The organism is Sphingobium sp. B2 (assembly GCF_007693735.1).
In the GTDB taxonomy this organism is placed as follows: domain Bacteria; phylum Pseudomonadota; class Alphaproteobacteria; order Sphingomonadales; family Sphingomonadaceae; genus Sphingobium; species Sphingobium xenophagum.
Window position 1 is genome coordinate 1,641,956 of record NZ_VDBZ01000001.1, and the last position, 20,439, is coordinate 1,662,394.

22 protein-coding genes are annotated in these 20,439 nt (G+C 64.2%); 3 read left to right on the forward strand and 19 right to left on the reverse strand.

Going from position 1 to position 20,439, the window contains the following annotated elements:
* Positions 1–11: 11 nt before the first annotated feature.
* From FE851_RS08090 to FE851_RS08170, 17 genes are all read right to left on the reverse strand, one after another.
* Positions 12–512: a hypothetical protein gene (locus tag FE851_RS08090; protein ID WP_261370878.1), complete on the reverse strand. Its 501-nt coding sequence runs from the start codon at positions 510–512 to the stop codon at positions 12–14.
* A 22-nt stretch (positions 513–534) separates the two neighbouring features.
* Positions 535–1,326 (reverse strand): LysR family transcriptional regulator, encoded by a 792-nt coding sequence (locus tag FE851_RS08095; protein ID WP_017182699.1) that lies wholly within the window; start codon positions 1,324–1,326, stop codon positions 535–537.
* Entirely contained in the window at positions 1,323–1,721 is a 399-nt protein-coding gene (gene apaG / locus FE851_RS08100) for a Co2+/Mg2+ efflux protein ApaG (protein WP_026149484.1), read from the reverse strand. Before apaG ends, FE851_RS08095 begins: the two co-directional genes overlap by 4 nt.
* A 32-nt stretch (positions 1,722–1,753) precedes the next feature.
* Entirely contained in the window at positions 1,754–2,962 is a 1,209-nt protein-coding gene (gene metZ / locus FE851_RS08105) for an O-succinylhomoserine sulfhydrylase (RefSeq protein WP_017182701.1), read from the reverse strand.
* Entirely contained in the window at positions 2,959–3,957 is a 999-nt protein-coding gene (locus FE851_RS08110; protein WP_145201470.1) for a threonine dehydratase, read from the reverse strand. Before FE851_RS08110 ends, metZ begins: the two co-directional genes overlap by 4 nt.
* 119 nt (positions 3,958–4,076) lie before the next feature.
* Complete coding sequence (locus FE851_RS08115) at positions 4,077–4,496, reverse strand: hemerythrin domain-containing protein (protein WP_017182703.1); 420 nt, start codon at positions 4,494–4,496, stop codon at positions 4,077–4,079.
* 66 nt (positions 4,497–4,562) lie between these two features.
* On the reverse strand, positions 4,563–5,606 hold the full coding sequence (leuB, locus tag FE851_RS08120; protein ID WP_145201473.1) for a 3-isopropylmalate dehydrogenase: 1,044 nt from the start codon (positions 5,604–5,606) through the stop codon (positions 4,563–4,565).
* A 51-nt stretch (positions 5,607–5,657) separates the two neighbouring features.
* On the reverse strand, positions 5,658–6,392 hold the full coding sequence (gene recO / locus FE851_RS08125) for a DNA repair protein RecO (protein ID WP_145201476.1): 735 nt from the start codon (positions 6,390–6,392) through the stop codon (positions 5,658–5,660).
* A gap of 22 nt (positions 6,393–6,414) precedes the next feature.
* A complete protein-coding gene (gene uvrC / locus FE851_RS08130; protein ID WP_145204241.1) occupies positions 6,415–8,331 on the reverse strand; it encodes an excinuclease ABC subunit UvrC in 1,917 nt (638 codons plus the stop codon).
* 326 nt (positions 8,332–8,657) lie between these two features.
* Positions 8,658–9,272 carry an ATP synthase subunit B gene (locus FE851_RS08135; RefSeq protein WP_019051995.1) on the reverse strand — a complete coding sequence of 205 codons (615 nt, stop codon included), beginning with the start codon at positions 9,270–9,272 and terminating at the stop codon, positions 8,658–8,660.
* Positions 9,265–9,759, reverse strand: coding sequence for a H+-transporting two-sector ATPase subunit B/B' (locus tag FE851_RS08140; RefSeq protein ID WP_017182709.1), 495 nt, complete (start codon positions 9,757–9,759; stop codon positions 9,265–9,267). Before FE851_RS08140 ends, FE851_RS08135 begins: the two co-directional genes overlap by 8 nt.
* Positions 9,760–9,844: 85 nt before the next feature.
* Positions 9,845–10,072 carry a F0F1 ATP synthase subunit C gene (locus FE851_RS08145; protein ID WP_006961951.1) on the reverse strand — a complete coding sequence of 76 codons (228 nt, stop codon included), beginning with the start codon at positions 10,070–10,072 and terminating at the stop codon, positions 9,845–9,847.
* A 53-nt stretch (positions 10,073–10,125) separates the two neighbouring features.
* Positions 10,126–10,911, reverse strand: coding sequence for a F0F1 ATP synthase subunit A (locus FE851_RS08150; protein WP_017182710.1), 786 nt, complete (start codon positions 10,909–10,911; stop codon positions 10,126–10,128).
* A gap of 57 nt (positions 10,912–10,968) precedes the next feature.
* The gene (locus FE851_RS08155; RefSeq protein ID WP_107125496.1) at positions 10,969–11,292 is read right to left on the reverse strand and encodes an AtpZ/AtpI family protein; all 324 of its coding nucleotides are present in this window, start codon (positions 11,290–11,292) and stop codon (positions 10,969–10,971) included.
* 170 nt (positions 11,293–11,462) lie between these two features.
* Positions 11,463–11,864, reverse strand: coding sequence for a YdbL family protein (locus FE851_RS08160; protein WP_019051993.1), 402 nt, complete (start codon positions 11,862–11,864; stop codon positions 11,463–11,465).
* Entirely contained in the window at positions 11,861–12,049 is a 189-nt protein-coding gene (locus FE851_RS08165) for a YnbE family lipoprotein (protein ID WP_017182713.1), read from the reverse strand. Before FE851_RS08165 ends, FE851_RS08160 begins: the two co-directional genes overlap by 4 nt.
* A complete protein-coding gene (locus FE851_RS08170) occupies positions 12,046–15,276 on the reverse strand; it encodes a YdbH domain-containing protein (RefSeq protein WP_145201479.1) in 3,231 nt (1,076 codons plus the stop codon). Before FE851_RS08170 ends, FE851_RS08165 begins: the two co-directional genes overlap by 4 nt.
* A gap of 135 nt (positions 15,277–15,411) precedes the next feature.
* Here FE851_RS08170 and radC point away from each other — a divergent pair, with 135 nt between their 5' ends.
* Together radC and FE851_RS08180 are read left to right on the forward strand one after the other, a co-directional pair.
* Positions 15,412–16,107, forward strand: coding sequence for a RadC family protein (gene radC, locus FE851_RS08175; protein WP_145201482.1), 696 nt, complete (start codon positions 15,412–15,414; stop codon positions 16,105–16,107).
* Positions 16,108–16,120: 13 nt separating this feature from the next.
* Complete coding sequence (locus FE851_RS08180) at positions 16,121–16,687, forward strand: hypothetical protein (RefSeq protein ID WP_145201485.1); 567 nt, start codon at positions 16,121–16,123, stop codon at positions 16,685–16,687.
* Between the two features lie 113 nt (positions 16,688–16,800).
* Here the strand turns inward: FE851_RS08180 and FE851_RS08185 are convergent, their stop codons facing one another.
* Both FE851_RS08185 and FE851_RS08190 read right to left on the reverse strand, forming a co-directional pair.
* A complete protein-coding gene (locus FE851_RS08185; protein WP_145201488.1) occupies positions 16,801–18,222 on the reverse strand; it encodes a DEAD/DEAH box helicase in 1,422 nt (473 codons plus the stop codon).
* Between the two features lie 135 nt (positions 18,223–18,357).
* Entirely contained in the window at positions 18,358–18,792 is a 435-nt protein-coding gene (locus tag FE851_RS08190) for a hypothetical protein (protein WP_026002276.1), read from the reverse strand.
* A 77-nt stretch (positions 18,793–18,869) separates the two neighbouring features.
* On the opposite strand from FE851_RS08190, the gene FE851_RS08195 reads away from it, so the two are divergent.
* Positions 18,870–20,309, forward strand: coding sequence for an FAD-binding oxidoreductase (locus tag FE851_RS08195; protein ID WP_145201491.1), 1,440 nt, complete (start codon positions 18,870–18,872; stop codon positions 20,307–20,309).
* The last annotated feature ends 130 nt before the right edge of the window (positions 20,310–20,439 follow it).

The following is a 20,439-nucleotide window of genomic DNA, read 5'->3' on the forward strand; positions in this document are numbered from 1 at the left end:
CGCTCCCCGCTTCAGCGCTGGGTGGCGCAAATCCTGACACGACTGTCGAACCAGCAGGCGCCGTCTCGCTTGAGATTTTCGGACAACAGCGCCTGGGCATGGGTGACGCCGGGCTCTTCATTCCATGACGCGCCAGCGGTACCGTCTCCATTGGGTGTCAGATAGGCGAAATAGGTTTTGACCTGATGCTCGCCATCAGAATTCAGGATCAGACTGCCATTGCCGTCATGCAACGACACCATCGGGCAATCCTTCTTGATGTCGAGATAGACCTTGCCGTCGATCCTGAGATAGCAATCGCCATAGATGGTCGACACTGAACTGTCGGCTTCCGGCTCTGCGACATTCCCTACAGCGTTGGCATCGGGAACAGGCGCACCAGCAGCATTGCCTGCGGCATTTTGCGCGACGGTCTGCGTCCTTGCATCATTTGCGGGCGAATCTTCGCCGCCGGAACAGGCGACCAGCGCGAACGCCAGAACGCTGCTCGTCCATCCGGCCATGCCACGCATATCACCTATCCTCATCGCAATATCAGCGCGTCAGCGCTTCCACCAAAGCCTTCACCTTCTTCTGACGCCATTGCGGTAGCGGGGCGATCAGCCAGTATGACAGCGGCGAAGCAACGGCGTCGCCGACCTGACGGATGCGTCCGGCGGTCAAATCCGCCTCTGCCAACAACAGGGGCACGCTGGCACGGCCAAAGCCAGTCGCGGCGGCCTCGATCGCCAGCCCGGCGTCAGCCACACGGATGCTGGCAGGCTGATCGCTCGACGGGCAGCCGGGCCATTCGATGCGCTGGTCCGGGCCGCCATTGGCCGCCTCTACGGTAACGAACAGCGGCTCGCCCAATTGGACGCCCTCATGCTCCCCGACCCGGTCGGACAGGCGCAGCGCGACATCGAGATTGGCTTCGGTGAAATCGAGCATCTCGTCAGCCGCAACCAGAGAGAAGGTCAGGCCGGGCTGGCTGGCGGCGTAGGCGGCCAGACGCGGCTGAAGCCATTTCGCGGTGATGTCGCGCGGCGCCGCAATGGTGAGGGCGCTGCTGGACTGACCCGCCTGCATGGCGCGGACGGCTTCCTCAAATTCCAGAAAGCCGGCGCGCAGCGCGTCCAGGCCGCCTTCGGTTTCCGGGGTCAGTTCCAGCCCCTTGGGCGTGCGGCGGAACAGGACGACGCCCAGCAGATCCTCCAGCGCGCGAATCTGCTGGCCAACGGCGGCGGGCGTGACCGCCAGTTCATCAGCCGCGCGGGTGAAGGACAGATGGCGGGCGGCTGCGTCCAGCACGCGCAGGCCGTTCAGCGGCAAATGGGTGCGCTTCATTCGGCGACCGCCGGGGCGATGAGGGCGAAATGCGGAATCGCCACCTCAAAGGTTTCGCCGCCCACGCCGATCATCTGATAATTGCCCATCATCGATCCGGTGGGCGTATTGAGCGGGCAACCCGACACATAATCATAGCTTTTGCCCGGCTGCACCACCGGCTGTTCACCGACCACGCCGTCGCCGTCGACACGGTGCTGGACGCCCCGCCCGTCGGTAATGATCCAGTGGCGGCTGAGCAGTTGCACCGGCAGGTCGCCGTGATTTTCGATGCGGATATGATAGGCCCAGAACCAGCGGCCCCGGTCCGGCTCCGACTGTTCGGGCAGGAAGGAGACGGCGACATGAACAGTCACATCGCGCGTCGTCGCGTGGAAGGGGAAAAGCGCGTTCATGATGCTGAGATGCGCTTGGCCGATGCCTCCCGTCAACGCCCTATCGACGTGAGAGCGCGATCAAGATCGGCAATGACGTCGTCAGCATCCTCCAGGCCCACATTCAGGCGGAGCATATCTTCGGTAATGCCGACTTCCAGCCGCGCCGCTTCGGCCATGCCGAAATGGGTGGTGGAGGCCGGATGGGTCATGAGCGACCGCGAGTCGCCGATATTGTTGCTGATGTCGACCAGTTCGAGCCCGTTGAGCAGGCCGTGCGCTTCGGCCCGGCCACCGCCGACATAGAGCGAGAAGATGGGACCGGCCATCGCCATTTGCGACATGGCCAATGCGTGCTGGGGGTGGCTTGGAAGGCCGGGATACAGGACTTTCGCCACGCGGCCTTCAAGGAAGGCGGCGACCTTCAGCGCATTTTCGCTCTGGCGGCGGATGCGAAGGTCCAGCGTTTCCAGCCCCTTCAGCACCACCCAAGCGTTGAAGGCACTGAGCGTCGGGCCGGTGTTGCGGTGGAACGGCAGCAGGACATTGTCGATCCATTCACGCGTGCCGCAGACCGCGCCCGCGAGCACCCGGCCCTGCCCGTCCATCATCTTGGTCGCGCTATAGGCCACGACATCCGCGCCAAATTCCATGGGCCGCTGGAGCGCTGGCGAGGCGAAGGCATTGTCGACGACGCTGGTGATGCCATGCGCTTTGGCAATGGCGCAGACGGCGCGCAAGTCCACCACATCCATGGTCGGATTTGCGGGGGTTTCGAAGAAAAACACCTTGGTGTTCGGCCGGATCGCCGCTTCCCATGCGGCGGTATCGCGTGCGTCGATCGTGGTCGTTTCGATCCCGAATTTGGGTAGCAGCGTGTCGGTCAGCCAGCGGCACGAGCCAAAGGCCGCTTTCGCCGCAACGACATGGTCGCCCGCCGACAACTGGCAGAGCAGCGCCGCCGTCATCGCCGCCATGCCGGTGGCGGTGGCGCGGCAGGCTTCCGCCCCTTCGAGCAGGGCGATCCGCTGTTCCAGCATCTCCACGGTCGGGTTCTGGAGGCGCGAATAGGTCATGCCCTGCTGTTCGCCAGCAAAGCGTGCGGCGGCGTCCTCCGCCCGGTCATAGCTGTAGCCGCTGGTCAGGAAGAGCGCTTCGGAGGTTTCGCCCCATTCGCTGCGCGCGGTGCCGCCCCGGATCGCCAGCGTGGCAGGCTTCCAGTTTTTGGTGATATCCGGGTTTTGGCCGCTTTTCCGCTTCATATCGCTTTCCGCATGTCCTGCCGCACCACGGGGGTGGCGCCGCCCAATATTTCGGCCATCTGGCTCATGTCGCCATTACCGCCAGACAGGATAACTGCAACCTTCTTGCCCCGCATCGCTTCCTTTTCCTGAAGCGCGGCGGCAAGCGCGACGGCCCCTGCCCCTTCGGCCAGATTATGCGTGTCCTGCCAATAATGGCGGATTGCGGCAGCGACTTCATCGTCGGTCACAGCGACGAAGCGGTCGGCGCGGGGGCCGAAATAATCGAGCGCGGCCTGTACCGGCGTGCATACCGCCACGCCATCGGCAAAAGTGTAGGCGGTGGGGCTGGCGAGCAGCCTGCCCGCCTCGAACGAGCGCTTGGCGGCATCGACATGGGCGGAGACGACGCCGACGACCTTGGTCGCGAGGCCCAGCGCATCGCGCGCCGCGATGGTGCCGCAGAGGCCGGAACCGCAGCCGACGGGGACGTAAACCGTGTCGAGGTCCGGCACCGCATCGAACAGTTCCAGCCCATAGCTGGCGACTCCCCGGACCAGTTCGTCATGATAGGCCGGGACCATGAAAAGCCCCTGCTCGGCAGACAGGCGGAGCGCTTCGGCCTTGGCGCTGTCGAAATCATGGCCATGTTCGATCAGGGTTGCGCCGAACGCCCGCATCGCCGCATTTTTTTCCAGCGCATTGCCGTGGGGGACGACAATGGTGGCCTTGAGCCCCGCGGCAGTGGCGGCGCGGACCTGCGCCTGCCCATGATTGCCACGGGTTGCGGTGATGATGCCGGTGACATGCGGGTGCGTGCGGCGGAGCCAGTCGATATAGGTTATCGCCCCGCGCACCTTGAACGCCCCGGTAGGCGTGTGATTTTCATGCTTTACCCAGAGTTCGCATCCCGCGCGCGCGGACAGCAGCGGCCAGGCATATTGCGGGGTTGGCGGCACCTGGGCATGGACCATCGCGGCGGCGGAACGGAGCGAAGCAAGGGAGAAATCTGTCATGACAGCCGCAATAAGCCGGGCGCCGGGAACAGGACAGAACCTTTGCGATGAAATTGGCCCTGAACTGCCGCCGGCAGTCCGGTTCTGACCCTGAGGAAATGTCAGCATTCAGTCGCGCGTCAGGCTGCCCCGCGTGGCTGCGCATCTATCAGTGGATAGAGGCACCGTTCTTCCCACGCCATCCGATCGGCCAATTCGCCTTGCAGCACCAGCACCGCCGCAAGATAGTCGTCCCAACTCCCCTTGATCACTGTTGGCGTCCAATATTTGATATGGTCGCTGTAGCGCAGGAACAGGATGCGGATTGCCCGGCCATGTTCGCGCAGGACCGGATCGGCCTGCGCCGCCTGACGGCCGTTCCGCAGGTCCAGGGCGCGGGCGTCCTCTCGCCCCATATGTTGACGGAACAGCTGGGAAAAAGAGATACGCCTGCGCGCTATGTCCGGCAGAGCGTCGGAACCGCGCGTGCGCAAGACATGCGCGAAATCGTGCATCATGGCGCGCAAGGCGTCATGATCCTGCTTCAATATAATCGTCATTCGTTGCGTCCCCGTTTTCTTTTAAGAACGACGGGGCGACGAAATCTTAAGGGCGGTGGTGGCCTGTCAAAGAACCGCCAGCACCGCATCGCCCATTTCGACCGTGGTCATGGCGCCGCCCAGGTCGGCGCTGCGCGCGCCGTTGGCCAGAGCCTTGGCCACGGCCGCCTCGATACGATCGGCCTGCGCGCCGAGGCCGAGCGAATAGCGCAGCATCATCGCGGCGGACAGGATGGTGGCCAGCGGATTGGCCTTTCCAGTGCCCGCAATGTCAGGGGCGGACCCGTGGATCGGCTCGTACAGCCCCTGCCCGCTGCCGTTGAGCGTGGCGGACGCCAGCATGCCGATGGAGCCGACGCACATGCTGGCCTGATCGGACAAAATGTCGCCGAACAGATTGCCGGTGACGATGACATCGAACTGGCCGGGGTTGCGGACCAGCTGCATCGCGGCATTGTCCACATACATATGGCTGAGCGCCACGTCGGGATAGTCCGCCGATACCTCTATCACCACGTCGCGCCAAAGCTGGCTGGTTTCCAGCACATTGGCCTTGTCCACCGAACACAGCTTGCCGCGCCGCGCCTGTGCTGCCTGAAAGCCGCTATGGGCGATGCGGCGCACTTCGGCTTCGTTGTACGACATGATGTCATAGCCTTCGCGCAGGCCGTCGGCCGTGGTGCGGAAGCCCTTTTCGCCGAAATAGACGTCGCCATTGGTTTCCCGGACGATCAGCAGGTCGATCGCGCTGGCAACTTCGGGCTTGAGGGCGGATTCGCCGGCCAGTTCGGGGAATACCCTGGCCGGGCGCAGGTTGGAAAAGAGGCCGAGTTCCTTGCGCAGGCCCAAGATCGCCTGTTCGGGCCGCAAATGGCGTTCAAGGGCGTCGCAATCGGGATCACCGACCGCGCCGAACAGGATGGCGTCGGCGCGCCGGGCCAGTTCCAGCGTTTCGGGCGGGAGCGGATGGCCGACCGCCTTATAGGCCGCGCCGCCGACCAGCCCCTGTTCATAGGTCAGCCCGTCGATCGCCAGCGCATCCAGCACGCGCTTGGCCTGATCGACGATTTCGGGACCGATGCCGTCTCCGGGGAACAGGGCGATCAACATGGGCGGGCACTCCTTATATTGCGTGGCGATCCCTTATGGAGACAGGAGGTTTCACGCAACCGCCCTTTTGAGCCTTTCGACCAGCCTTTCCCTTGCTGCCAGCACATCGGCACGCCAGTCGGTGAGGATGGAGCGTTCGAGGAAGAAGCCGGTCAGGCGCAAGCCGTCGAGTATCTGGCCCCATTCGCCGGTGCCGCCTTCCAGCAGGAAGGAGGGAAGCGGCAGGAGCAGGCTTTCATAGCCGATGGCCCCTGCCCGGCTGACCGCCGCCGCGCTGCGCGGGCTGACGAAGGCGAGATCGGTGGCATCGCCCGTCGCAGCGCAGCGCGTCAGATCAAGGCCGAAGCCCAGTTCGGCGAGCAGCAGCAGTTCGTAGCGAACCAGCGCCACCGCCCAGCCACGGGCCGCAGGGGCAGCCTCCACCGCGCCCAGCACGCCATCGAGCGCGGAATGAAGCGCAGGATAGGGCGTCCCTTCCGGCAGGGCGATGGCGGTCAGTGCGCAGGCCCAGTCGATCGCGGCGGCAGGCAAAGGTTCGGCATGAAGCGGCGCGCGGCTGTGCGCCAGTTCGACGGTCAGGCTGGCGAGTTGTTCCTCCGTCCGGGCGCGGAAGGTCGCCGCGACGCTATTGCCGGGGAGCAGCACTGGACGCATCGCGCGGGATCGCCCGCCCCGCACATAGCCCGCGATCAGGCCATGGTCGGGCGTCAGCAACCGCGCAATCGCGCCATGTTCGCCATGCTGGCGCAGCGAGCAGATGATCGCAGGGGTCGCGAGGATCGACATGCGCTATGCGCCCCCACCGGGATCAGCCATGAAAATAATCATAGACCTGCTGCGCCACCGCTTTTGAAACACCCGGCGCGCGGGCCAGATCCTCCAGCGCCGCGTCGCGGACGGCGCGGGCGGTGCCGAAATGCATGAGCAGGGCTTTCTTGCGGGCGGGCCCGATGCCCGGAACTTCGTCCAGCGACGACACGGTGATCGCCTTGCTGCGCTTGGCACGGTGGGCGCCGATGGCGAAGCGATGGGCTTCGTCGCGCAGGCGCTGGAGGTAGAAGAGGACCGGATGATTGACCGGCAGCGTCAGTTCGCGGCCATCCATCAGGTGAAACACTTCCCGCCCGTCTCGGCCATGATGCGGCCCCTTGGCGACGCCGATCATGGTGACGTCCTCTATGCCCATTTCCTCCAGCATTGCGCGGGCGGCCGATAGCTGGCCCTTGCCGCCGTCAATCAGCACCAGATCGGGCCATTCGCCGCTGTCGCGATCAGGGTCTTCGCGCTGGGCGCGGCCAAAGCGGCGTTCGAACATTTCGCGCATCATCGCGAAATCGTCGTTGGAGATTTCGGGGTTCTTCATGTTGAACTTGCGATAGGCGTTTTTGCGGAACCCCTCCGGCCCCGCGACGACCATCGCGCCAAGGGCATGAGCGCCCTGAATATGGCTGTTGTCGTAGATTTCGATACGGTCCGGCACAGCGTCCAGCCCGAACATCTCGACCATCTCGTCGAGGATCTTGCCCTGGCTGGTGGTTTCGGCGAGGCGGCGGTCCAGCGCCTCCACCGCGTTGCGTTGCGCCTGTTTGATCAGGCGGGTGCGATCGCCGCGCTGGGGGACTTCGATGCGGACCTTGCTGCCGATCCGTTCGCTGAGCGCCTGCGCCATCAATTCGCATTCGGCGGGCGCGCGGTCGGCCAGGACCAGCTTGGGCGGCGGCACTTCCTCGTAAAACTGGGCCATGAAGCTGGCCAGCACCTCGTCCTCCGCCACTTCGTTGGTGTGGACGGGGAAGAAGCTGCGATGGCCCCAATTCTGGCCGCCACGAATGAAGAAGGCCTGGATGCACATTGCGCCACCCTTTTGCGCCAATGCGAAAATGTCGGCGTCGCCAAGGCCTTCGGCGTTGATCGCCTGGCTGCCCTGAATGAAGGTCAGCGCTTTGAGGCGATCGCGGATGACGGCGGCCTGCTCGAAATCCATTGCATCGGACGCAGCCTGCATCGCGGTGCCGAGTTTCTGCTGCACCTTGGTCGACTTGCCACCCAGGAAATCCTGCGCGTCACGGACCAGTTCGGCATAGCCTTCCGGGTCGATGCGATCGACGCAGGGGGCGGAGCAGCGCTTGATTTGATAGAGCAGGCAGGGGCGCGAGCGATTGGCGAAGAAGCTGTCGGTGCAGGAGCGCAGCAGAAAGAGCTTCTGTAGCGCGTTGATGGTGCGGGTGACCGACCCAGCGCTGGCGAAAGGACCATAATAGCGGCCCTTCGCCTTGCGCGCGCCGCGATGTTTCTGGACGCGGGGAAAGGCATGATCCTCCCGCAGCAGGATGAAGGGGAAGCTTTTATCGTCGCGCAACAGCACATTGTAGGGCGGGCGGTAGCGCTTGATGAGTTGCGCCTCCAGCAGCAGGGCTTCGGCCTCGCTGTTGGTGGTCACGATGGTCATGGAGCGGGTCTGGGCGACCATGCGTTGCAGGCGGCGGGGAAGCCGATCGACCTGGGTATAGTTGGCGACGCGATTCTTGAGCGCGCGGGCCTTGCCGACATAGAGGACGTCGCCGCGGGCGTCGTGCATCCGATAGACGCCGGGCCGGATCGGCAGGGTTCGCAGCGTGGTACGGATCGCCTCCACCCCCGCATCGATGTCCGGCGCGCCGGACCCGCGCACCGTGTAGCTGGCCTTGTCCTCGTTAAACCGGTCGGGGGATTGGGGTTGCGACATGGGGATGAGATAGCGGGCCGGGTGGGGATCGCAATGGGGGCGGTTGGGGTGATGGCCACAGGGAACCCATCGCCCCTCCGGCAGAGCTATCGCGCCTATGAAACTGCCCTTGCCTTCATCGTCATGCTGAACTTGTTTCAGCATCCATTTCTCGTCACACGCGGCGGCAGTGTTTGGGGTACGATGGATCCTGAAACAAGTTCAGGATGACGTTGTAGAAATAACAAAACGTCATGCGCGATTTCTCAGCCCGCGGGGGTGGACCTGCCAACGCAAAAGGGCCGGGATTGCGCCCGGCCCTTTTACATTTGTCTGGCGTGGCGCGATCAGACGACCGGGCCGAGACCCTTGATGGCGCTATCGACCAGAGCCTTGTCGGCGCTGGCATCATGGCCCTGTGCGATCAGGCTGGCCGCTGCCGTGGTTGCGGCGTTGACGGCGCGGGCGCGGATGGCGGTGATGGCAGCGCGTTCGGCGGCGCCAATCTTGTCCTCAGCCATTTTCTGGCGACGGACGACCAGATCGGCGGCAGCGGTGCGGGCGTCCTCCAGCAGGGTTTCGGCCTCATGCTCGGCGGACTTGCGCATCGCTTCGGCCTCACCCGCAGCGGCGGCGAGTTTCGCCTCATATTCGGCCTTGAGCGCATCGGCCTCGGCACGCAGCTTGGAGGCTTCGGCGAGTTGCGCCTTGATCTGTGCGATCCGCCCGTCAAGCACGCTGCCGATCAGCGCGGGAACCTTCTTGAACAGAAGGATGGCGATGAAGGCCGCCATAGCCAGGCTGACCCAGGCGGTGGCATCCATGCCGACAGCCTTGGGATCGCTATGGGGCGCGACGCCTTCGTGCGCGACGGTGCCAACCGGCTCCAGCCCTTCGGCATGGATTGCCTGTTCAAGGTTCGGGGGCGTTTCCGCCGAATGCTGTGCTGCTGCCTCAGCCATGGGCCAGTGCCGCCTTTACTGCGTTGCGGGCTGCATCGTCCGACGCTTGCACGCCAGCGATACGGGCCACCATGTCGCGTGCCGCATCGGCAGCGACGGTTTCAATTTCTGCCAGAGCGGCATCGCTGGCGGCCTTGATCCGGGCTTCGGCGGCCGCGATCTTGGCGGCGACTTCAGCGTCGGCGGCAGCGAGTTTGGTTTCGGATGCCTTGGCGGCTTGCGCCTTGGCCTGAACCAGCATCGCCTGGGCGGCGGCACGGCTTTGCGCGTCACGGACGCGATAGTCGGCTTCCGCTTCGTCGGCGCGGGCGAAGGCGGCCTTGGCCGCGTCCAGATCACCACTGATCTTCGCGTCGCGCGCGTCCGCCGTACCCTGAACCTTGGGCACCATGCCGAGGCCGATGACGAAGAACACGAAGCCGAAGGTCAACAGCAACCAGAAAATCTGGCTGGAGTAGGTTTCGGCGATTTGCGCGATTTGAGGCATATCTATCCGTCCGATCAGGGCGCGGTCAATTTGGGGGGATGCGGGCGGGCCAGCATGAAGCCGCCCTGCCCGCACCCAATATGTGTCAGGCCACGAACACCAGGATCATGGCGATAACGAACGCCAGCAGACCCAGAAGTTCCGCCGCGGCGAAACCGATGAACAGACGGCCCTGCTGGCCATCAGCAGCACCCGGATTGCGCAGCGCACCTTCGAGGAACGCGCTGAACACGTTGCCCACACCGAGGGCAGCGATGCCCGCACCGATCGCGGCCAGGCCAGCACCGAGCAGCTTTGCGGCTTCTGCGTCCATGTCGTAAACTCCTTCGTTAGAATATTAATAATGTTGACGAAATTACGGAAATCTTAGTGCAGGTTTTCGGCATCGTTGAGATAGACCGAGGTCAGCAGCGCGAACACATAGGCCTGGATCACCGCGACCAGCATTTCCAGCGCGCTGATGCCGATCATCAGGACGAAGCTGGCGGTGCCGACGGTGAGACCCAAAGCCGGCGAGGCATTGGCGCTGTTGATGACGAAACCCGCCAGCACCTTCAGGAGTACGTGGCCAGCGGTCATCGCGACGAACAGTCGCAGGCCCAGGCTGAACGGACGCACCATGAAGGAGACGAGTTCAATGAAGAAGAGCGGCACCACCATCAGCGCAGGCGTGCCATGGGGCACGAAGAGCGAGAAGAAGTGGAAGCCATGCTTGGCGAAGCCGACGATCAGGACGATCGAGAAGCTCATGATCGCCAATACGCCAGTGGCGGTAAAATGGCTGGTGAAGGTGAAGGGGTGAAGCCCCACCAGACCCAGCGGCAGCAGGCCCAGAAGGTTGGCCAGCAGAATGAACATGAAGAGCGAAAAGACGTAGGGGATATATTTGCGCCCCTTGTCGCCGATATTCGCAATCAGCAGATTCTTGATGAAGCCGGTCATATATTCGACCGCCATCTGCCAGCGACCGGGGACCAGTTCGCGCTTCATGCCGCCGATCACGAAGATCCACAGCACCACAGCCGCGAGCACCATATAGAGCGCGCTGTTGGTGAAGGCGATGTTGAAGCCGCCGATCGACAGATGATCCGTACCGAACAGCGGTTCGATCGCAAATTGATGCATCGGATCGATTTTGCCGGATTCTGCCACGCTGGACCCCTGTTACGTCTAAACCGTCTAAACGTCGGACTATGACAAAAGCGTCCCTTATTCCGGGGGACGCTTCGTCGTCGTCAATCTGATGATGTTCCTGAACGCCGCCACGATGCCAAGACCGAGGAAAACGAGCAGGAGCCATGGGGATGTGTCAAACAGCCGGTCCAAAACCCAGCCGATCAACGCACCGCCGACAAGACCGCCGATCAGTTCTGCAAGAACCCGGTTGCCCAGGCGAGACCCATCGTCCGCCTGTTGCTCCACAGCCCCCTGCCTGACCTTTTCGACGGATTCAGCGCGCGCAATCCGCTCTTCCAGAGACGTGATGCGCGCATCTTCCCCCGCCGGGTCCTGTCCGGGTCCATCCGCAACCATGTTCGTCCTCCATCGGGGTTTTACCCCATATGGCAGGCGGCATGGCGCTTGCGGCTGCACCCGTCAAGGCGCGGCCCGTTTAGAAAGGCGATTGCGGATAGTCAACCATGGTTGGGCAGAGATTGGCACCCCCGGACGAAGGAATGAGAAAAGTCCGCCAGTGCGTCTTTTCAGCCCGCCGACGCGCAATAGGGCGGCAGCGCGATCGGGCCGGCACCCTTGGTCTGCCACGCGCCAGCGCCGATGCGATACACCTGGCCGGTCTTGACCCTGCTGCTGAGCGTCTGACAGCCGGTGGCGGCGGCGACATCCTGCACGGTGACGCCACGCTGGCTGGCCAGCTGCGTATAGGCGGCGCGGCGCTTGATGTTGATCGATTCGACTTCGGCGCGGACATCGCCCGCCACCGTGCCGGCGATGCCGAGATAACCATCAGCCTGTTCGCCCACCGTGCCGGCCGCCATGGCGCTGGCCACGGCCCCGGTCTGGGCACGGGCGGGCGCGGTCATTGCAAAACCAGCGGCCAGAGCGACGGCGGCACCAGCGGCGATCATGAGCATCTTGCGTGTCATTGCGGGAACAACTCCGGGTTATTCTGGATGAGATCCTGTGCGTCACGTTGCAGGCGCACGACGACCTCCTGCTGCACCTTCACATTCAGGTTGATTTCGATCGGCTTGTCAGGCGCCTTGACCTGAATACAGCCCCCCAGGGCCAGACCGGCGAAACCCGCCATCATGATTGCTTGCTTCTTCATTTGCGCTCCCTGTTTGGCATGTTGTCGCTTTCCGCAGGCTGAACCGCAAGGCTTTCGTTCATTTTGCTCTTCATGGTCGCCTGCATCTGGTCGCCGATGCTGTTCTGGATGAGTTGCGAGGGATCGATGAAGGACTGGGCGGTGCCGAGCAGCCCACGGAAGGGCGCGGCGATCCGCACGTTGAACAGGAAGGGCAGGCCCGTGAAGTTGCGTGCCAACCCTGCCGGGGTGCCGCCCAACTGACCGCGATTGACGCCGTTGAACACGACATTGGTGACCATTTCGCCGTCCAGCGCGCCGTCCATCAGGATCGTCAGGCATTTATATTGCAAGTTTTTGAGCGCATCGAATGCCAGCCGTCCCATCGCCCCAAGCTGCTCGTTCGATACGGGGCCGACATAGGACAGCACGCCCGATTGCCGCGCAGGATCACAGGGGATGGTCGGCAAGACGCCTTCGGGCATCAGCAGCGGCGGCATGCCCTGTTGCCGGGCGACAAGCACCCCGCCCGCGACCCGCCCGCCCTGCGAGTTGAATATGAGGGGCATGAGGCCATCAAATGTGCCGGTGGCGGAGATATTGTCCAGTTCCATCGCCTGGATGAACGCCCCGGCGTCGAGGCCGATGACGCGGAAGGTCAGGTAGCGATCGACGTCGGCGCTGAAATCCATGGTGGTGGGAAGCAGGACCAGCTGCCCGCCAGAAAACGGCCAGCCGCCGCCCTCGATTCGGACCTTCTGCCCGGCTTCCAGCCGATAACGGACAGTGCCGTCGCGGACTTCCACGCCGGGATTGACGGAGGTGATCTTGACGGTCTGGCCCGGCGCGGTGACCATGTTGATGAGGTCGGTGAAGCGGATTTCGCCCGACAGGCCCTGCACCGGGCCGAAGGCGGCGGCGAGATTGGCATTGTCGGTGCGGAACGTGCCGGTGGAGGTGACGTTGGAACCGTTCCAGTCGATCCGCCCGTTCCCCGTCACCGTCGCCGCGACATTGGCGACGACGCCGAGCGCCAGCGGCGTGACTTCGTCAGGCTGGAGACCGGGACCGAAAACCAGGCCGGGCACGTTGAGGTCCGCATGCCCTTTACCGCTGCCAAGCTCATGCGCGATGCTGGTACGGGCGACGGTCGCGCCATTGCGCGGCGAGGCCAGCGTGCCGGTCGCCGCGATGCGGCCATTTTTCAGGGTCAGGGCAAAATCAGGAACGGCAAGCGGATTGAAGCGGACGGGCGACTGCGAATCGCGCACGGTCATGGCGGCGCGGAAATCGAGCGCGCTGTCGGCGAAGCGCCAGGTGCCGTTGCCCTGTTCGACGATCAGCGGAACGGTGCCGATCTGCCCCCCTGCCCCGCTCACAGTGCCGCTAAGGCCGCGCGCAGTCATCGCGCCGTCCAGGCTGGCGGCGGTCAGGCGGACGGGAGCGTCGTTCGGGCCAAGCGTCAGCGCGGGGTTGGCAAGGGCGAAGCCGGTCTGGCCAAGTGCGATGCGGGCATGATCGGCGGTCAGGCGCAGCGGGCTGTCGCCGCTGGTGCCGACAAGCGCCAGATCGGGGATGTCCGCGCCGCCGCTGATGCCCCTTGGACCCATGGCGAACAGCGCGCCGCCATCCAGAGGACAGAGTGTCTGGCGCGTCTGGCCAATGGCAAAGGCACCATAGCGGGCTTCCATCAACGACAGGGGCACGCATCGGCGGTTGATCGCCAGCGCGCCATTGGCGGCAAGCTGCCCCTCGATCGGCAAGCGAAGGCCGCGCAGACGACCATCGGGCAATGGCCCATCGAGGCGCAGCGCAGTCGAGAAACGGGTGGCGCCATCGGGCTGCGCGATGAAGCGGACGCGATCGATGCTCAGGCGCGCGTCGCCAGCGGCATAGGGATCGACGAATAATTCGCCGCCAAAGCCGCCACCGGCGCGGCGGGCCAGGCGCAGCGCGGCATCTGGCAGGCCGCCACCGCCCGTCCGCAACGCGCCTTCGAGCGCCCAATCGAGGCTGGAACCGGCGCGGCCGGGCCAGGCCAGCGTGATGCGGCCATCCGGGGACAGGCCGACCTGCGCACCGCTGCGGGCGACAAGGCGGCTATCGGTGAGGGCAAGGCTGCCCGCGGCACCCCGCTGGACGAAGGCGAAGCGCGTGCTGATCCGATTATTGTCCCCCGCGCGGCGCACCGCGTCGGCCAAGCGGGTGGCGAGCGGGCCGACGGGCGTGCCAAGGGTGGAACTGCGCAGCGACGCCAGCGGATCGCGGCCCGCCATATGGAGCTGACGCCCCGACAGTTCGCCTTGCGCCTTCGCTTCGCCGCTCTTGACCGACCATGTTCCCGCAAGGCTGGCCTGTTCGATCATGGTCCCCTGCCCCGCCAGCGCCCTTGCGCCGATGCGGGCGCGGCCGCTGGTGGCGGATGCCGTGCCGTCGAAATCGACACGGCCGCTGGGTGCGGCCAGGACGATGCCGCTGGCCTTGAGCGCCTCACCCGACAGGTCGACATGGCCGCTCCAGCGGTCGAACGCCTGGCCCAGCGTGAGGTCAAGCGTCGCCACCGGGCGGGCCATGGCGGCGCTATCGTGGCAGGCGAGCGCCGAGGCGCGCACCGGGCCGGTGACATGCGGACGGCCCCGGTCCATGGCGATGGCCAGCGACGCGCGCCCGTCCGTCAGGCCGCAACCGGCAAAGGCCGCGCGGGGCATGGCGGCGGCCAGTTTGCCCTGAAAGCCGGAGCGCAGATTGCCGATCCCGTCGATACGCATGGCCACCTGGCCGGCATCGGTATCGAGCCGCAAACGCGCGTCGTTGAGCGCTAGGAGGATGTCGGGCAGGCTGAAGGGTTCTGTGGAGTCAGGATCGCTGAACTTGTCCAGTTCGCCCAGGCGCAGCACGCCGTCGCGATAGGAACCGCGCATCCGCACGCCGCCCGCGCGCACCGCGGCGACCTGTGGCGTCAGACCGGCGAAAGCGATGTCGACCTCTACCCAATCGGCGGTCAGATCCGGATTGGCCGGGTCGCCCAGCAGGATATGTTCGATCCGCTGGGTGCGCAGGCCCACATCGGTCAGATCATAATTGGCCTGCACCCCGCGCCGGTTCAGTTCGCGGCTGACGAAATTTTCCGCGATCGGCGCGCGCTGCGTCCACAGGCCAGCCAGCACCAGTGCAAGCGACCCGGTGCCGACACCCAGCCAGCGTAGCCAACCCCGGCGAACCTGCTCTTCGCCGTCCTGTTCTTCCATGCTTATGGCCAACCCCGGCTTTCAAGTAACGCTGATGGTCCGTAACGGGACCATAACGTCCGTACGCGATTAAATATCCTTGCCCCGCGATTCCGCAACTTATAGCGTCGATGGCCAGTAGCGAGGAACGCAGGTTTGGCCGAGCAGGACGCAAAAGTCACGCATGATGGCGCAGGGCGTCGCGCGCGGTTGCGGCAAAAGCTGGCCGAAAGCGGCGGGGATGCGCTGCATGATCATGAACTGATCGAATATCTCCTGGCGCTGGCGATTCCCCGGCGCGATACCAAGCCGCTGGCCAAGGCGTTGCTGCGCGAATTTGGCGGCATTGGCGGGCTGATGAGCGCGGACTGGCAGGCGATCGCGCGGGTGCCGGGCATGGGCGACACCAGCATCGCGGCGATCAAGATCGTGCAGGCGACGATGCTGCGGACGCTGCGCAACGAAGTGGCGGCGCGGCCCGTGCTGGCCAGTTGGCAGGCGCTGCTCGACTATCTGCGCGCGGACATGGCGTTTCTGGGAGTGGAGCGGGTGCGGGTGCTGCACCTGAACGCGCGTAACATGCTGATCCGCGACGAAAATATGGGCGACGGATCGATCGACCAGGCGGCCATCTATGTCCGCGAGGTGATCAGGCGGGCGATCGACCTGGGGTCAGCAGCGATCATATTGGTGCATAACCATCCCAGCGGATCGCCCGAACCCAGCCGTCAGGACATAGAGGTGACACGCCAGATCATCGACGCGGGCAAGCGGCTGAACATCGCGGTGCATGACCATATTATCGTCGGCACGAACGGGCATAGCAGTATGCGGGCGATGGGATTGTTGTGAAGGGGGGGGTGACATGCGGCTGACATTTGGTTCCAACCCTCTAATCAATGGCATTGGCTGCATTTTAGGCTTCGTTCTGCTTCCCGCCTTCATAATCCTCAAACTTATCATGATGCCGTTCGAGAAGGGCGCGCACCGATCACCCACATATGTCGCTCGATATATTCGCGATTTCATCGACAACACCAGCGGTGAGTGGGATTGGGACGATTTCATTTCCATTCCCGTTGCCGATCCAAGGCTGGAGGCTATCCGCGCTGCGGCTTGCGACGTAAGCCTCCCTTGCGGTGATGAGGAGTTAGCCGAATTGGAAGTTCTGTTTGAGGAAGCACAGCGGCTGGCGCAGCAGAATCGAGCAGCATTAATTGCAATGTTGAGCCGCGCGATTGCTGGTGGCGTCATTGATCGGAACGAACTCGACGAGACGTTCCCTCATCCGCGATCACTTGAGAAAATAGAGCGGGCCGCTTGGTCCGCCCTATCTCAATGGATTGATGACGCCGACATTCGTGATCATGGTGAACGATACCGTAAGTTCAGACTGGAACAACTTGTTGGGCATCGCGAAAGGTTAGAATGACGGCGTAGTTGCCACAAAGGACACGCCGCGCACCCTCATCCAACTGCGCCTAACCTCACTGCGTTCGGCCAGGCTTCGTATCCTTCTCCCTCAAGGGAGAAGGTTTGTAAGGATTAGGCGTCGAAGCCGAAGTTCAGGAATTCGGGGACCGGGCCGTTCCAGCCTTCGTCGGGGCCGTCGTCCTGATGTTCGTTGCGGCGTTGGCGGGCGGGGGCTTCGGCGGCGCGGGGGGCGGCGGCTGGGCTGGTGGCTACTTCCTCGCGCGGCTTTTGCGCACGTGACCGGCGGGCCGGGCTGGGCTTTTCGGCGGCGGGCTCGTCCGCAACCGCAGCTTGGGCAGCAGGCTTTGCCGCGCGGGGCTTGCGGCCCCTTGGCGTCTTGGGTGCGGCTTCTGCGGTCGGTTCGGCGCTGGCGATGGCCTCCGCCGCGCCGACGATCTCGATCTTCGTGCCGATCAGCTTCTGGATATTGTCGATCGCTTCGGCGTCCGCTTCTGTGACGAAGGTGTAGGCGACGCCTGATGCGCCCGCGCGGCCGGTGCGGCCGATGCGGTGGACATAATCGTCCGGGTGCCAGGGCGCGTCATAGTTGAACACATGGCTGACGCCCTTGATGTCCAGACCGCGCGCCGCGACGTCCGACGCGACGAGGATGTTGACGGTGCCGGCGCGGAAGCGTTCCAGTTCGGCGATGCGCGAACCCTGGTCGATATCGCCATGGATTTCGCCCGACTTGAAGCCGTCGCGTTGCAGGCTCTTGTTCAAGTCCCGCACCGTCGTCTTGCGGTTGCAGAAGATGACCGCGCTGGTGACGTCGGCTTCGCGCAGCATTTTGGACAATGTGTCGCGCTTCTTGCGCGCGTCGACCTTCACCAGACGCTGGGTGATGTTGGTCGATGCGCTGGCGGGGCGCGCGACTTCGATCGATTTGGGGTTTGACAGGAATTTGTCGGCCAGCTTCTTGATGACCGGCGGCATGGTTGCCGAAAACAGAAGCGTCTGGCGCTGCGCGGGCAGCTTGGTGCAGATTTCCTCGATATCGGGGATGAAGCCCATGTCGAGCATCCGGTCGGCTTCGTCGATGACCAGCAGCGAACAGCCATTGAGCATGATCTTGCCGCGACCGAACAGGTCCATGAGGCGGCCCGGTGTCGCGATCAGCACGTCCACGCCCTTTTCGAGCGCGGCAAGCTGGTCGCCCATCGACACGCCACCGATCAGCAGCGCCATCGAAAGTTTGTGATATTTGCCGTATTTCTCGAAATTTTCCGCGACCTGGGCGGCGAGTTCGCGGGTCGGCTCCAAAATCAGCGATCGCGGCATCCGCGCGCGGCTGCGGCCATGGGCGAGGATGTCGATCATCGGCAGCACGAAGCTGGCGGTCTTGCCCGTCCCCGTCTGGGCAATGCCGATAATGTCGCGCATCATCAGGACGGACGGGATCGCCTGCGCCTGAATAGGCGTGGGCGTATCGTAACCGGCCTCGGTTACGGCCCTGAGCAATTCGTCGGAAAGGCCGAGATCGGCAAAAGTCATTCAATGGTCCGGGAACAGGAGGCTTGTCCGTCCTGCACGATAGCGAGACGGAAATCGGCCGCGCATTGCGGAAATATCGGCCGCTTGTCAAGGAAATCGCGCGATTTGCCCTGTCCTGTCGCCCGATCGCGACACTTAATCGTCGGGTTCGACGGCGATCAGCCGCTTGAAGCTTTCAATGGCGCAACTGGTCCCGCCGCGCGCCTGCAATTCGTCCCGGCCCGAACATAGCGACCCGTCCTCGTCCGGTTCGACATAGAAACCGGAATAGAAAGCCGCCGCGTCGCACCCTTTTTCCAACCGCGCGCGATAGCGATGATCGTCGGCCAGGATCAGGTCCACCCCGTTGCGCACGGCGATGGCGGCAGCGCGAATCGAGCGGAGCGCGACGCAGCGCGGCCCCTTCTTTTCGTCCCATGCGTCGGCGGCTTTTTCCGTTATGCGCGCGGGCGCCCTGCCCTTGCGTGCCATCGGCACGCGAATGATGACGCGCTGTTCAATCGTCATTTGCGCCCATTGAACCGGGCTAGCCGTAGTGGCGGCCATCAGCAGCAATATGGAATGAACCAAATCGAACCCCTTTTGGGAATCGGAAGCTATCGACCCATGGTTGAACAGTCGATGAATTCAGGGGATAGGTGCGTCCCATGATTGGACAGGCTATTATCGATCGTTTCTCCGCGCTGCTTGGCCCCAAGGGCGTCATCACCGACCCGGATGATATTGCGCCATGGGTCAGCGACTGGCGCGGGCGCTATCATGGCACGGCGGTGGCGATCCTGTCACCTGTGTCGGTGGAGGAGGTTGCCGCCATCGTGGCGCTGGCAGGCGAGTTGGGCGTCGCGCTGGTGCCACAGGGGGGCAATACGTCGATGGTGGGCGGGGCGACGCCGCCTGCCGACGGATCGGCGCTGATCCTGTCGCTGCGGCGGATGAACCGGATTCGCAGCCTGAGCGCGGACGATAATCTGGCGATCTGCGAGGCAGGCGTGATCCTGAGCAACCTGCACGATGCCGCGGAAGCCGCCGGTCGCCGTTTTCCGTTGAGCCTGGGGGCCAAGGGGTCCGCAACCATCGGTGGGCTGGTGTCGACCAATGCGGGCGGTACGCAGGTTTTGCGCCACGGAACGATGCGGGCGCTGGTCGAAGGGGTGGAGGCAGTGCTGCCCGATGGCAGCATCTTCCATGGGCTGGATGCGCTGAAAAAGGATAATCGCGGTTACGACATCAAGCAGTTGCTGATCGGCGCGGAAGGAACGCTGGGCGTGATCACGGCGGCGGCGCTGCGGCTGGTCCCGGCCATAGCGGCGCGGGCGGTCGGCTGGGTCGGCGTCGCCTCCCCCTCCGAAGCGCTGGCGCTGCTTCGGCTGGTGGAAGCGGAATTGGGCGATGCCGTCGAAGGATTCGAGGTGATCGCCGACGAGACGCTGGGCTTTGTGCTGGGGCATATCCCCGGCACCCGGTCGCCGATCGAGACACGGACGGCATGGCATGTGCTGATCGAGGTCGATCATGGCGATCTGCGCGATCCGGGGCCGGTCGAACGGCTGGAAGGCGCGCTGGCGCTGGCGTTCGAACGGGAAATCGCGATCGACGCGGTCGTCGCCGCCAATGAAACGCAGGCCGAAGCCTTCTGGCGAATTCGCGAGTCGCTGTCAGAATCGGAAAAGGCGCAGGGGCCGGCGCTGCAATATGACATCAGCGTGCCGGTGGCGCGGATGCCCGCTTTCATGATCGATGCGGCCGACGCGGCCATGGCGCGCTTTCCCGGCACGACGGCGTCATCCTTTGGCCATCTGGGCGATGGCAATGTCCATTTCCATGTCCGCGCGCCAAAGGGGACGAGCGACGGGCCAGGCTGGATCGCGGCGCAGGGCCAGGCGATCAACGCCTTCGTCCATGATACCGTGGTCGCGGCTGGCGGGTCCATTTCCGCCGAACATGGCATCGGCCAGATGAAGCGGACGGAGCTGGCGCGGCTGGCAGGCCCGGCGCGGATCGGCGCGCTGCGGGCGATCAAGGCCGCATTCGATCCGCAAGGGCTGTTCAATCCGGGGAAACTCATTCCCCTGCCCGATGAAGCCTGAAGATCAGGCCCGGAACCAATGTGTGAAAGCAATTGCCACCCGCTGCGCAGGGCTTTATCGCCCTCTCCCAGTTTTACGCCCGGCGGCGCCACTGCACAGCGCCGCTTTATTGACAGAATGGATACCGGAT